At 65.5% G+C, this 13439-nt stretch carries 10 protein-coding genes; all 10 read right to left on the reverse strand.

Annotated features, from left to right (window positions below):
- Positions 1-3: 3 nt before the first annotated feature.
- The 10 genes from JN302_RS36130 to JN302_RS36175 all read right to left on the reverse strand — a co-directional run bounded on the left by JN302_RS36130 (position 4) and on the right by JN302_RS36175 (position 13307).
- A complete protein-coding gene (locus JN302_RS36130; RefSeq protein ID WP_202330792.1) occupies positions 4-1326 on the reverse strand; it encodes an amidohydrolase family protein in 1323 nt (440 codons plus the stop codon).
- A 225-nt stretch (positions 1327-1551) separates the two neighbouring features.
- A complete protein-coding gene (locus JN302_RS36135; protein ID WP_202330793.1) occupies positions 1552-2613 on the reverse strand; it encodes an ABC transporter ATP-binding protein in 1062 nt (353 codons plus the stop codon).
- Positions 2614-2618: 5 nt separating this feature from the next.
- On the reverse strand, positions 2619-3410 hold the full coding sequence (locus JN302_RS36140) for an ABC transporter permease (protein ID WP_202330794.1): 792 nt from the start codon (positions 3408-3410) through the stop codon (positions 2619-2621).
- A gap of 4 nt (positions 3411-3414) precedes the next feature.
- On the reverse strand, positions 3415-4239 hold the full coding sequence (locus JN302_RS36145) for an ABC transporter permease (protein WP_446720775.1): 825 nt from the start codon (positions 4237-4239) through the stop codon (positions 3415-3417).
- A gap of 418 nt (positions 4240-4657) precedes the next feature.
- The gene (locus tag JN302_RS36150; RefSeq protein WP_202330796.1) at positions 4658-5692 is read right to left on the reverse strand and encodes an ABC transporter substrate-binding protein; all 1035 of its coding nucleotides are present in this window, start codon (positions 5690-5692) and stop codon (positions 4658-4660) included.
- A 247-nt stretch (positions 5693-5939) separates the two neighbouring features.
- The gene (locus JN302_RS36155) at positions 5940-6920 is read right to left on the reverse strand and encodes an ABC transporter permease (RefSeq protein WP_244742630.1); all 981 of its coding nucleotides are present in this window, start codon (positions 6918-6920) and stop codon (positions 5940-5942) included.
- Entirely contained in the window at positions 6917-8476 is a 1560-nt protein-coding gene (locus tag JN302_RS36160; RefSeq protein ID WP_202330797.1) for a sugar ABC transporter ATP-binding protein, read from the reverse strand. Before JN302_RS36160 ends, JN302_RS36155 begins: the two co-directional genes overlap by 4 nt.
- 21 nt (positions 8477-8497) lie before the next feature.
- Positions 8498-10213 carry a hydantoinase B/oxoprolinase family protein gene (locus JN302_RS36165; protein WP_202330798.1) on the reverse strand — a complete coding sequence of 572 codons (1716 nt, stop codon included), beginning with the start codon at positions 10211-10213 and terminating at the stop codon, positions 8498-8500.
- 2 nt (positions 10214-10215) lie between these two features.
- On the reverse strand, positions 10216-12237 hold the full coding sequence (locus JN302_RS36170) for a hydantoinase/oxoprolinase family protein (protein WP_202330799.1): 2022 nt from the start codon (positions 12235-12237) through the stop codon (positions 10216-10218).
- 71 nt (positions 12238-12308) lie between these two features.
- Positions 12309-13307: a sugar ABC transporter substrate-binding protein gene (locus JN302_RS36175; protein WP_202330800.1), complete on the reverse strand. Its 999-nt coding sequence runs from the start codon at positions 13305-13307 to the stop codon at positions 12309-12311.
- Positions 13308-13439: the final 132 nt, after the last annotated feature.

Consider the following 13439-nt stretch of genomic DNA (forward strand, 5'->3'; position numbering starts at 1 on the left):
CGGTCATCCTGCTGCGTCGATCCGTGTCATCTCGGCCTTGAAGGCGCCAGCGACCTGCAACGCGTCGCGCAACACCTTGCGCCGCTCGAGCGTCAGCACCTCTCGCTCGCGCATCAGCCATTGGCCCGCCACCATCACGTCGCGCACATCGGTCGGCATGGCCGCGAAGACGAGCGCGGAATAGATGTCGTAGACGGGCTGCATGCGCGGCGCCGAAATGTCGATGCGGATGAGGTCAGCCTTCTTGCCCGGCTCCAGCGAGCCTATGGCATGCGCCTGGCCGAGCACCCGCGCGCCCTCGCTGGTCGCCATGCGGATCACCTCCACGGCCGGCATCGGCTTGCGGCTGTGACCGAGCAGCTTCTGGAACATCGCGACCGGCCCGAACTGCGAGAAGAGGTCGAGCGTGTTGCCGCTCATGGCGCCGTCGGTCGCGATCCCCACCGGAATGCCCGCCTTGCGCATGGCTTCGACGGGCGCGATACCCCTGCCCGCCTTGGCGTTGGAGCGCGCATTGTGGGCTACGCAGACCTGCCGATGCGCCATGGTCTCGATGTCGCTCTCGCTGACATGCAGGCAATGGCCGCAGATCAGGCCCGGCCGCAGCAGGCCTGTCTTCTCGGCCAGCTCGATCGGACGCATCCCGTATTTGTTCGCGCACCATTCCATCTCCGAATCCATCTCCGCGAGATGGATCTGGATCGGCACTTCGGGGTGATCATCAGCCCAGCGCGCGACACGCTCCATCACCGCGACGTCGGTCGAATAGGGCGCGTGCGGGGCGATCGACGGGATCACCCTGTCGTGGCCGGAGAACTCCGCGACGAGTTCTTCGACCAGGGCGAAACCGGCGTCTATGCTCTTGTGATCCGGCGGATCGAAATCGGCGATGGTCTGGCCGACGACGGCGCGGATGCCCGCCTTGTCGACGACGCGTCCGACCTCGGCCTCATGATAATACATGTCGGCGACCGCGGTGACGCCGCCTTCGATGAGTTCAAGAGCGGCAAGCGCGGTGCCGAAGCGCACCATTTCAGGGCTGACGAATTTGCGCTCCAGCGGCAGGATGTAGCGATAGAGCCTGTCGTCGACGTCCTCCCCGAGGCCGCGGAACAGCGTCATGGCCATGTGGCAATGCGGATTGACCATGCCGGGCATGACGACACCGCCGCCGGCATCAACGATCTCCGCGCCCGGCATCTCCGGTGCCGGACCGGCGCCGACCGCGCGGATCGTTTCGCCCTCGACACTGATATAGCCGTTCTCGATGACGGACATCGCGGCATCGCAGGGCAGGACAAGGGCGTTGGTGATTATCGTGGGCATCGCAAATTCCACCTCACTGACCCGTCTTGGCTCTTCGTACCCCCCTCTGGCCTGCCGGCCATCTCCCCCTCAAGGGGGGAGATTTAGCAGCTTCGGCCATCTCGGCTAATCGTCAACGTCCACGATTGGCGAAAGCGTCGATGAAATCCAATCTCCCCCCTTTGAGGGGGAGATGGCCGGCAGGCCAGAGGGGGGGTACCAAACAGATCAAGCTGGCCGTACCGGCTATTCCCCCTTCAGCACGCAGCACTGGTCCGGAACGGGCACGAGCTTCGCGGCGCTGCCGGGATCGAGCGGGGCCGAGAGCGGTCCGTTGGCGATCAGTTTTCCGGCCGCCGTCTCGCACTGATACTGATAGGCGCGGCCGAGATAGGTGCGCAGGCCGAGTGTCGCCGGGATGCCCTCAGCCGCGGGGTCGGCGCTGACCACGAGGCCGTCGGCGCGGGTCGCCAGCACGAAGCTGTCCGGTATAGCGCCGAATCGATCCTGGTTCAGGGAAAGCCGGGTGCCGCCGGGGGCCCCTGCCGTCACGGCCGTGCCGTCGCGGCCCACGACCTTCATCGGGATCAGGTTCTCGAAGCCTACGAACCGCGCCACGAAGGCGTTGGCCGGGCGCTGGTAAAGCACTTCGGGCGTGTCGAGCTGCATGATGCGCCCGGCATTCATGATCGCGACGCGGTCGGAGATCGAGAAAGCCTCCTCCTGGTCGTGCGTGACATAGACCGAGGTGGTGCCGTTGGCACGCTGCAGCTGGCGGATCTCGACGCGCATGTCGATTCTGAGCTTGGCGTCGAGGTTGGAGAGCGGCTCGTCGAACATCAGGAGCGGCGGCTCGATGACGAGGGCGCGGGCGAGCGCGACGCGCTGCTTCTGTCCGCCCGACAGCGCGCCGGGCAGCCGGTCGGCGAGTTGGGTGAGACCGACGCGCTCCAGCATGGCCCGGGCACGCTTCTCGCGGTCCGATCCGGCCACGCCACGCTGCTTCAGCCCGAAGCCGACATTGTCGAGAACGGACAGATGCGGGAAGAGCGCGTAGTTCTGGAAGACCAGGCCGATGTCGCGCCGGTAGGCGGGCAGCTTCGTCAGGTCCTTGGTCCCGAGCGTGATCGATCCTGATGTCGGCTCCAGGAAACCGGCGATGAGGCGCAAGGTGGTCGTCTTGCCGCAGCCGGAAGCGCCGAGCAGCGAGACGAGTTCGCCGGCGCCGACGGAAAGCGACAGGTCGTCCAGGACCTTGGTCGTCCCGTAATGCGCGGTGAGGTTCTTGACAGTGAGGGTCTGGGTCATCGGTTCTACTTGGCGAGAAAGGTGAGGCCCAGCGTGCGCTCGACGATCGCCATGACGGCGACGGTGAGGAACATCAGGAGCACGGAGACCGACGCGATCGTCGGATCGAAGAACTGCTCGACATGGGCGAGGATCTGGATCGGCAAGGTGGAGATGCCGGGACCGGTGAGGAAGAGCGACGTCGACACGTCGTTGATCGAGGTGATGAAGGCGAGGATGAAGGCCGCGATAACGCCGGAGCGGACATTGGGCAGCACGATCGTGAAGAAGGTCTTCACCGGCGGGCTGCCCAGGCTGATCGCCGCCTCCTCGACCGAGAAGTCGAAGGACGCCAGGCTGGCCGAGACGACACGCACGCAATAGGGCAGCACCAGAAGCGTGTGGCCGATCAGGAGCGCGAGGAAGATCGGCGTTCCGGCTCCGACCGCGACGGATTTCAGGAGCGAGAAGCCGAGCACGATCTCAGGCACGAGGATGGGCAGCACGAAGACCGTCGAGAGCCAGGACGGCAGGCGCACGCGGTAACGGTTGAGCGCGTAAGCCGCGGGAATGCCGATCAGCAGCGCCAGCCCGGTCGCAAGGAACGCGAGCTGCAGGCTGGTTATGATGGTGCGGCGGAAGGCGCCGATCTCGAAGATGTTCTCGAACCAGCGCAGCGACAGGCCCTGGGGCGGGAAAGTGAGATAGGTGGTGTCGCTTACCGACGCGCCGAGCACGATGATCAGCGGGCCGACGAGGAACAGATAGACGGCGACCGAGAAGACGATCAGCAGGGGGTGGACGCGTGACGTCGTCATCGGATCAGGTCGCCATCGGGTTGAGGCGCCGCGCGATGCGGCTCATGAAAAGGACGGTGGCGATGGTGATCACCACCATGATGGCGGCGATGGTCGAAGCGCCGACCCAGTCGAAGGACACCATGGCGCGCTGGTACATCAGCGTGCCCATCACCATCTGGCGCTCGCCGCCGAGGAGCTGGGGCGTGGCATAGGCAGTGAAGGAGCCGGTGAAAACGAGCACGGCGCCGACGATCAGTCCCGGCACCGCCAGCGGCAGGATCACCTGGCGAAAGGTGGCCGCGGGCGTCGCGCCGAGCGAGGCGGAGGCCTGGACAACGTCCTCGGGGATGTTCTCCAGAACGCCGACGAGGGTCAGGATCATCAGCGGCACGAAGAGATAGACCATGGCCACGATCACCGCGCCCTCGGTGTAGAGCATCGAGAGCGGCTCGGCGACCGCACCGATGCCGACCAGGAAATTGTTCAGGATGCCGTTCTTGCCGAGGATGATCAGCCAGGCGAAGGAGCGCACGACGACGCCGGTGAGCAGCGGGAAGACCGCGGCGACGATCAGCAGGCTCTTGAGACGGCCCGGCGCCTTTGCCACCACATAGGCGGTGAGGAAGCCGATGACGAGCGAGATCGCCGTCGTCGCCAGCGAGATCTCGATGGTGCGCCAGAGCACGGTGCGGCGGAAGCCGCTGCCGAAGAAGGCGGCATAGGGCGCGAACGGGCCGGCCGCCTCGCCGAAAGTCGTGAGGATGGTGGCCGCCACCGGCAGCACAAGCAAGACGAACACGGCAAGTGTGGCCGGGGCCGCGAGCGTCCATCCGGCATGTCGTTTCAGCATTGAAGTATTGTTCCTCGATGGAGGGTTTTTAGCGTCGCGCTGCCCCTCATCCGCCTGCCGGCACCTTCATGCCGCAAGCGGCTACCGCACGCTCGCCAAGGTACCCCTCATCCGACCTCGCTTCGCGAGGCCACCTTCTCCCACAAGGGGAGAAGGCTGGAGCCCAGTTTAGCCGGCCCAGCAAATCGCCAGCACCTGCGATTGGCGGAGACGTTGCCGCAGCCTTCCCTTCTCCCCTTGTGGGAGAAGGTGGCCTCGCCCGAAGGGGCGAGGTCGGATGAGGGGTACTTCCACGATGTGTGCATCCCATAGCCACAAGCGGGGAGGAAGTGCCGACAGGCGGATGAGGGCGGCACAGCATCTCAAAGCTTGCCCCGGTTCGCTGCCGGCAATCGACGTCCGTAACCGTCGCCTCCTACATTCCGAACACTTCGTTCCAGCGATCGATCCAGCCGCTCTTGGCTTCGTTCATCTTCTCATAGTCGACACGCTTCAGCGACGCGATCATGTCGGCGCCGTAGGTCCACTGCCTGGCCTGCTCGGGCGTCAGCTTGACCGAAGTCGCGACCGGCGCATCGACGCCGTTCTCGGCGAGCGTCTGCTGCAGCGCCGGGTCGAGGATGAAGTTGATGAACTCATGCGCGAGATCGACATTGGTCGAACCCTTGGGGATGTTCACCGTGTTGAGCGTGGCGATCGCGCCGTCGGAGAGATCGGCCCAGACGGCCGTCGGCACCGCCGCCTGGATCTGGGCCAGCGTGAAGTCCTGCGCGACCGCGGCAGAGATCTCTCCCGTCGAGAACAGGTTCACCAGCTCGGAGCCGGTATTGTAATTCTTCACGACATTGGGCTTCAGTTCCTCGATCGCCTTGAAGGCGCCGTCGCCGTCAACGAAGGCGTCGACGCCGGCATGGGCGCCGGCGATCATGACCATCATCGGGCCGGCCGTGGTGGTGATGCCGGGCAGCGAGAGCTGGCCCTTGAACTCTTCCTTCCAGAGGTCGCTCCACGAGGAGACCGGCGCCTTCACCTTGGCGGAATCGTAGATGACGCCGACGCGGCCGATCGTATAGGCCGGGCCGTAGTCGCCCTGCGGAGCCTGGGCGATCTCGTAGATGCCGGAGAGGTTCGGTAGCTTGGCGCGGTCCACCGTCTGGAACACGCCGTCCTTGATGCCGATCTGCGAATAGGCGTCGGTGAAATAGGCGACGTCGACGCCCTCGCCGCTGCGGATCTTGATCTTGTTGAGCCGGTCGGCATTGTTGCCGGTCTCGAAGACGAGTTCGCAGCCGCATTTCTCCTGGAACGGCTTGACCACATACTGGTCGAGCTTCTCGCCGTTGAAGCCCCACCAGGAAATGGTGAGCGTCTTCTGCTGCGCCGCCGCCGGCATCGCCGCAGCGGCCAGGCAGGCCGCGCCCGCCAGGGACAAAGTCAGGAGTTTCTTCATTATTCGCCTCTCATCGGCCCGTCGGGTCCACGGCCTTGTGTCTTTCTGATGAACGGCATGCGCCCCAAGCATGCTCCTCCACGGTCGAGCATATTTTCAGGGCTTGTGGCCAGCAAGGCCGAATCTCCAGCGGCCAACAGGAATGAACCCATCGAGGGCGCCTATTGCACAGTGGAGTGGCAGCACCCGAACGCTCCACAACCCCGGCGGGATGTTCCCGATTGTCCACCGATCGCCATTCGGCGATCTATCGTCTTCGCCCGCTGGCGCTGATCGCCACCGCGGCCACGATGATGAGACCCGTCGTCAGGTCCTTGAAGAAGGGGTCGGCATTGAGGATGTTGAAGCCGTTGTTGATCAGCGCCAGCATGATGACTCCGGCGAGCGAGCGCCATATCGCGCCCTGCCCGCCATAGATGCTGGTGCCGCCGATGATGACCGCGGCGATCGCCTCCAGTTCCATGCCCGCGCCGGCCGTCGCCTGCCCCATCGAGATGCGCGACACCGCGATCGCCGAGGCCAGCCCGGCGGCGAAGCCGGCGATGGCGAAGGTGACGATCTTGACCCGGCGCGTGCGGATGCCGGAAAGGATGGCAGCCTCCTCGTTGCCGCCGACGGCAAAGACCTTGCGGCCGAAGGCAGTGCGGTTGAGCAGCACCATGAGCGCGACGGCAAAGACAATCATCACGATCACCGCGATGTAGACCGGGCCGATGCGTCCGCGTCCGAGCCAGGTGAATTCCGGCAGCCGCACCGGGATCAGCGTGCCGCCGGTGATCAGGATCGCAATGCCGCGAAAGACCAGGCTGGTCGCCAGCGTCGCCAGGAAGGAGTGGATATTCAGGACGGTGATGGTGACACCGTTGACGAGGCCGAGCGCCAGTCCGACGCAGGGCGCGATCGCAAGGCCGAGCAGCGGATGCACGTGGAGTGCCACCCAGGCGGCCGAAACGCCGGCCACGGCGAAGGTGGCGCCGACCGAGAGGTCGAAGCCGCCGCCGATGATGACCAGCGTCATGGCCGCCGCCATGATCGCAAGCGGGGCGTTCTGGTTCAGGATGTTGATCAGGTTCTGGGTGGTCAGAAAGGAATCGCTCAGCGCCGTCAGCAGCGCCATCAGCAGCACGATCATCACCGCGACAGCATATTTCTGCAGGAACCGCGCGATGGAACCCGCCGTCAGGCGGGAAGTGACCACCGAACGGGCCGTCGCCGTGTCGCTGCTCATGAGGCTCTCCGTTCGGACGCTGGCGCGTCGTCATCCTGAAACAAGGTCCACAACAGTTCGTCCTCGCCGACCTCTCCCGGCACGACCTCGCGCACGATGCGTCCGCGCCGGACGAGATAGGCGCGATGGGCGAGGCCCAGCACCTCCTCCATCTCGGAAGAGATCAGCAGGACGCCGACACCTCGCCCGGCAAGCTCGCTGACGAATTCATGGATGCGCCGGCGCGCGCCCAGGTCGACGCCGCGGCTCGGTTCGTCGAGGATCACGATCTTGGGATCACGCATGATCCATTTGCCGAGCAGCACCTTCTGCTGGTTGCCGCCCGAATAGTTGACGACGTCGCCGTCGACATGGCGCGGGCTGACGCCGAGATGCTCGACGAGCCGTCGCACCGCGTCGCCCTCGGCGCCGAGCCGCAGGAACCCCGCCAGCGAGAAGGCCGAAAGGTGCGGCAACGTCATGTTGGGCCGCACGGTCTGGGTCAGCACGAGCCCCTGCTTGCGCCTGTCCTCCGGAACCATGGCGATGCGCAGCGCCACCGACCGCTCGGGCGAGCGCTCCGCATAGCGCTCGCCATCGATCAGAACCTTTCCTTCGGCCGGATCGGCACCGAAGACAGCGCGCGCGATCTCGGTACGGCCGCTGCCGACCAGGCCGATGAGGCCGACGATTTCGCCGGGGTGGATCTCGAAGTCGACGCCGCCGACACCGGTATCAGCGGTCAGCCCCTCGACCTTGAGCAATGGGACGACCCCGCGAGCCGGCGGCACTGTCTTTTCCGGATACGACACCTCCGCATCGGCACGGCCGAGCATGCCCGCGACCAGCGACGCCTTGGTCTCGTCCCTGGCGTCGGCCGTTCGGACAATCCTGCCGTCGCGCATGATGGTGACACGGTCGCAGATCGCCAGCACATGGTCGAGGAAGTGCGAGACATAGACGACGGTGCGGCCCATGCTTTTCAGACGCAGCATCGTGGCGTGCAAGCGCTCCGCCTCGTCGGCGGTGAGCGACGAGGTGGGTTCGTCCATCACGATGACGCGGGCATCGCGCGCCATGGCCCGCATGATCTCGATCTTCTGCTGGTCGGCGATGCTGAGCGAGCCGGCGCGCGCCGACGGGTCGAGATCGAACCCGCACAAGGCGACGATCCCGGCCAACCGCTGGTCCTCGTCGCGTTTCAGGAAACCGGCGCGACGATGCTCGATGCCGAGGAACACGTTCTCAGCCACGGTGAGTTCCGGCACGAGCTGGAGTTCCTGATGCATCATGGCGATCCCGCGGGCGAGCGCGGTCGCGGCGTCCCAGGCACCGACCCTCTCGCCGAATATTTCGAGATCGCCGGACGAGCGCGAGTAATAGCCGCCCGCGATCTTGCCGACGGTCGACTTGCCGGCGCCGTTCTCGCCGACCAGGGCGTGGATCTCGCCCTGGCGGAAATCGAGGCTGATGTTGCGCAGCACCTGGACGCCGGCGAAGGACTTGCCGACATCGATCAGGCGGATGCAGACCGGATGCGCCTCCGCTCCCGCTGTTTCCCGTTTCGCTGCGTTCATCGCCACCTTCCCGCCTAGCGCTCAGCCAGGTTGGCGCGCTTCGGTGCGGGCCGGATCCACGCTGAGATCGGCGTTGAAGGCTACACCATAGCGGGCCAATGCCTCCTCCGCGGAGACGAGCCCGCTGACCACGTCGAGGCGCACTTCCTCGACCGGACGCGCCTTGGGATTGCCGTAGCCGCCGCCGCCGCCCGTGCGGGTCACGAACAGCGTGCCCTTGGGGAAACGACGAGCCCGCATCTTGAGCGGCGTCTCGGTCCTGCCGTCGGGATAGACGATCTCGTTCGACGGACCCGCGCCGTCGCTGCCGCCGGCAAGGCCCCAGCCGGGCGTCTTCGACCGCTCGAACCACAGCGCTCCGTAACAGTCGTCGAGCAGCCGGTAGCTGCGCACCACGCCGCAGCCGCCGCGCCAGCGGCCGACGCCGCCGGAATCGCGGCGAAGCGAGAACTCCTCGACACGCACCGGGAACTTGGTCTCGTAAACCTCGGCCGGGATGTTGCGGAAGCCGCCGTTGCAAAGATTGATCAGCGCGCTCTCGCCGTCGGAGCCGACCGTGCCGCCCCAACCGCCGGCGGTCGGCTCGACCGAGATCCACTGGCCTTTCTCGGGGTCCATGTCGAAGAAGGCCGCCACCATGGAATCGCCGTAGTGGGCAGCCGTCGCCTTCTCGGGCATCGCCTGGCTGAGGCAGGAGATCATGAGGTCGGCCAGCAGTCCGAGCCCGGTGAAATACCATTCGCAGGCCGCCGGCTCCCTGGCGTTGAATAGGCAGTTGTCGGGGATCCTCACCTCCATGGTCGAGAAGGAGCCGCCGGTGATGGCGCGTTCGGGATTGATCATGGTCTTGTAGGCAAGACGCAGCATGGACACCGTCTGCACCGCGCCGCAGTTGATCGAGCCCTCGACCGGCCCCGACGACCCCTCGAGATCGATGATCATGCGCTCGCCGTCGATAGTGAGGGTCAGCGCCACCTTCACCGGCTCGCTGCCGACGCCGTCATTGTCGAGCCAGCCCTCGCGGGAATAGGTGCCGTCCTTCAGCGCCGCGATCGCCTGGCGGTCGAGAAGCCGGGCCTGCTCGAAGATGTTGGCGCAGGCCGCGCGGTAGACATCCGGGCCGATGCGGTCGAGAACCTGGCCGAGCCTGCGCTCGCCGGTGCGGATCGCGGTGATCTGGGCGTTGAGGTCGCCGAGCGTCATCTCCTTGAGCCGCGTATTGCGGGTGAGCAGATCGAACCATTCCGGTATTGGCTTGAATTTGGAGACGATGCGCGTCGGTCCGAGCCGGATGCCCTCGTGATAGATCGAGGTCGACCCCATGGTCGAGCCGGGGTCGATGGCGCCGATGTCCTGCCAATGGGCGCGCGCGGCGCCGAAGCCGACCAACTCGCCCTTGTGGAAGAGTGGGCCGATTGCCGTGACGTCGTGAAGATGCGTGCCCTGCAGATAGGAATCGTTGAGGACGAAGATGTCGCCGGGATGCATGTCCTCACGATAGCGCTCCAGCACCAGCTTCACGCAGGCGTCGATCGCGCCGACGAAGAGCGGCACGCCCGTCGACTGGCCGAGCATGTTGCCCTTGTCGTCGAGCAGCGCGACCGCGCTGTCGCGACCCTCATAGATGATGGCCGAGAAGGCGGAACGCCAAAGCGCGGCGTTCATGTCCTGGGCGCAGGAGATCACGAAGTTGCGGACGACTTCGGTCGTGATCGGATCGGCGGCAGCGGTCGCCATGGTCAAGCCTCCTTGCGCTTCAGCGTCATGTGGCCGCCGGCGATCACCTCGGCCCGCCAGTTGTCCGGAACGAGGGTCGTGGCGGTCGCCTCCTCGATGATGGCGGGGCCGGCGACGACGCCGCCGATCGGAATGCCCGATCGCTCGACGATCGCCGTGTCGTGCTCCCTGCCTCCGAAATAGACCTTGCGGCTGCGTGCCGGTCCCTCCGACGAGACCAGCGGGTCGGCGATTGCAGGCCGCTTCAGGTGGCCGAGGGCGGCGACACGAAGATTGGCGACCTCGACACGATAGTCGGGGCTCGAGTGGCCGTACTGCCTGTCATAAGCCTCGTCGAAGGAACGGCGCACGGCAGCCATGTCGATCGCACCTTCAGGGATCGGGATGGTCAGCACATACTCCTGACCATGATAGCGGAAATCGGCGAGGCGTTCGAAGGAGATGTCCTCGTCCTTCAGCCCCTCCTTGCGCAGATAGTCGCGGCCATCGCCCTCAAGTCCGGCAAATTGCAGCTCGAGGTCGGTCGGATCGACCTGATCCCAGTAGCCGTAATAAGTCATCTTGAAGTCGTGGCGGACGTCGGTCTGCAGCATGCCCCAAGCGGAGAAGGCGCCGGGCATGACCGGCACGATGACCTCACCGATGTCGAGTTGCTCGGCGAGCGCGACGGCCTGGGCGGGGCCGGCGCCGCCATAGGCGACCAGCGCGAAATCGCGCGGATCGATGCCCCGGCGAATGGTGATGGTGCGGATGGCATCGGCCATCTTGGCGTTGATGATGTCGATGATGCCCTGCGCCATCGCTTCGGTCGAAAGGCCGAAGCGATCGCCGAGACGGGCGACCGCCTCGCGCGCCCTGGCGACGTCGAGCGTCATCGTGCCGCCGGCGAAGTTCGCCGAATCCAGGCGGCCGAGCACCAGATTGGCATCCGAAACTGTCGGCTCGGTGCCGCCGCGGCCATAGCAGGCCGGCCCGGGCAGCGAGCCCGCCGACTGCGGGCCGACGCGAACGGCGCCGGCCTCCTCCCAGGCGATCGAACCGCCGCCCGCGCCGATCACATGGATGTCGACCACGGACATCTGGATCGGCAGGCCTTCGAGTTCGGCCTCGTTGGAGGTCGATGGCTTGCCGTCGATGATCAGGCTGGCGTCGAAGGAGGTGCCGCCCATGTCGACGCAGATCAGGTTGGGCCGCCCCGTCATCTTGGAGAGCGTGCGCCCGCCGATCGTGCCGCCCACCGGCCCGGACAGGAGCGTCTGGAGCGGTATCTCGGAGGCGGCGGAAGCGGTCATGGCGCCGCCATTCGATTCCATCACATGAAGCTGACTGCCTTCCGGCAGCCTGCCCGAGAGCTGGGCGACCAGCGTGTCGAGATAGCGCCGCACGACGGGCGCGGCGTAGGCGTCCATGACGGTGGTCGAGGTGCGCGCATATTCCCGCCATTCCGGCGAGACGCGGTGCGACAGCGTGATCGAGATACCGGGCAGGCGCTGTCGCAGATAGTCCTCGGCCGCCAGTTCATGGGCAGGGTTCTTGAAGGCGAACAGGAAGCAGATGGCGATCGCCTCGTAGCCTCGCTCCTTGACCGCCGCGACCAGATGATCGAGTTCGGCGACATCGAGCGGAATCTCGATGGCGCCCTTCGCGCTCACCCTTTCATTCACCGTGAATGTGTCGGGGATCGTGGCCAACGGCTTCGGCTTGCGCCAATGGATGGAGAAGATCTCGCCGCGGTCGTTACCCTGGATGGTGTAGACGTCGCGATAGTTCTTCGTGGTGAGCAGCGCGACCCTGGCGCCGCGCCGGGTGAGCACGGCGTTGAGCCCGACCGTCGTGCCGTGGATGAAGAAGGCGACGCCGGCGCCCCGCGGCAACGCCTTGTCCAACCCATCGATCACCGCAAGGGCGGGGTTCCTGGGCGTCGAGAGAACCTTGTACGCGTCGCAGCGCCCGGTCTCGGCATCCTGAAAGACAAGATCGGTGAACGTTCCGCCAATGTCCGCGGATACGCGATAACCCTTCACGGCACGACTCCGGATTGTTGTTGAAGCTCGTTGTGGAGGCGGCAACGCCGCCTCCCTTCGGACATCGGGCGTTACTGCGCCCACTCGCCCTTGAAGTCGGGGTGCTGGTCGAGCACGGCCTTGGTGACAAGGGCCGGCAGCGGGCCGACCTTGTCCATGTCGACGGCGACGGACACGTCCTCGCCCTTCAGCTTCTTGACCACCGCCTCGAGGGCGAGTTTACCCATGGTGACCGGAAAGTAGGCGAGCGTGGCATCCCAGCGGCCTTCGCGGATCGCCTCGACCGCAATCGAAGACGCGCCGCCGCCGGAAAGATAGAGACCAGACACATCATAGCCGGCATTGCGCAACGCGATCTCGACGCCGACCAGGTGCTGGTCCGCATTGGACAGGACGACATCGATATCCTTGTTGGCCTGCAGGATGTCCTGCATGACGGTCAGCGACTTGTCGGGATCGTAGTTGCCCTCGCCTGATGCCACCACCTTGATATTGGGATGGGCGCCGAGCACCGACAGGTAGGCCTCCTGCCGCAGATTGTCGAAGGGGTAGATCTTCTGCCCGATGATGATCACGACGTTGCAGGGATCCTTGCCCTCGCAGAACTTCACCACATCCTCGGCCTGCACCTTGGCGCCCTCGGCAGGCGGGCTCGCGACGGTGGCGGTGACGCCCGGAACCTGCGGCTCGAGCCTCGCCAGATCCGGACCGATCGGGAACAACGCCGTCACCAGCGGCTTGCCCGCGGCGCCGACCTGCTCGACCGCGCCCGCGATGCCGACGGTGTCGTTGGGCACCACCACGAATCCGTCGAACTGGTTGCCGGCGAGCACGTCCTCGATCTGGCTGTACTGAAGCGCGGCATCGAACTGGCCGTCATAGATCGATGTCTCGACACCCATTTCCTTGGCCTTGGCGACGACGCCTTCATAGACGGCCTGGTTGAAGCCGTTCTGCGCTGAGGAGGCGAAGAACGCGACCTTGAAGTCCTCGGCCAGCGCCGCGGCTCCCGAAAAACCTCCGAGCGCCAGCGCCACGGAGGCGAGCAAAAGCTTCACCTTACGATGCATGAGAACCTCCCTGTTCGATCCCTGCCGACATTTATCGGCCTTTCCCTCTGGACGATTGACCGTAATCCATAATACAAAGTTTATGCAACAGGTATTTTTTGAGTGGCGGCAATTGTGATTTCTTGCGGCCCC

The sequence above is a fragment of the Mesorhizobium sp. L-8-3 genome (assembly GCF_016756615.1).
GTDB lineage: Bacteria > Pseudomonadota > Alphaproteobacteria > Rhizobiales > Rhizobiaceae.

Excerpts from the sequence above, each read along its gene's own strand:
- JN302_RS36130 (WP_202330792.1), bottom strand. The coding sequence starts at position 1,326 with ATGCCCACGATAATCACCAACGCCCTTGTCCTGCCCTGCGATGCCGCG.
- JN302_RS36135 (WP_202330793.1), bottom strand. The coding sequence starts at position 2,613 with ATGACCCAGACCCTCACTGTCAAGAACCTCACCGCGCATTACGGGACG.
- JN302_RS36140 (WP_202330794.1), bottom strand. The coding sequence starts at position 3,410 with ATGACGACGTCACGCGTCCACCCCCTGCTGATCGTCTTCTCGGTCGCC.
- JN302_RS36150 (WP_202330796.1), bottom strand. The coding sequence starts at position 5,692 with ATGAAGAAACTCCTGACTTTGTCCCTGGCGGGCGCGGCCTGCCTGGCC.
- JN302_RS36155 (WP_244742630.1), bottom strand. The coding sequence starts at position 6,920 with ATGAGCAGCGACACGGCGACGGCCCGTTCGGTGGTCACTTCCCGCCTG.
- JN302_RS36160 (WP_202330797.1), bottom strand. The coding sequence starts at position 8,476 with ATGAACGCAGCGAAACGGGAAACAGCGGGAGCGGAGGCGCATCCGGTC.
- JN302_RS36165 (WP_202330798.1), bottom strand. The coding sequence starts at position 10,213 with ATGGCGACCGCTGCCGCCGATCCGATCACGACCGAAGTCGTCCGCAAC.
- JN302_RS36175 (WP_202330800.1), bottom strand. The coding sequence starts at position 13,307 with ATGCATCGTAAGGTGAAGCTTTTGCTCGCCTCCGTGGCGCTGGCGCTC.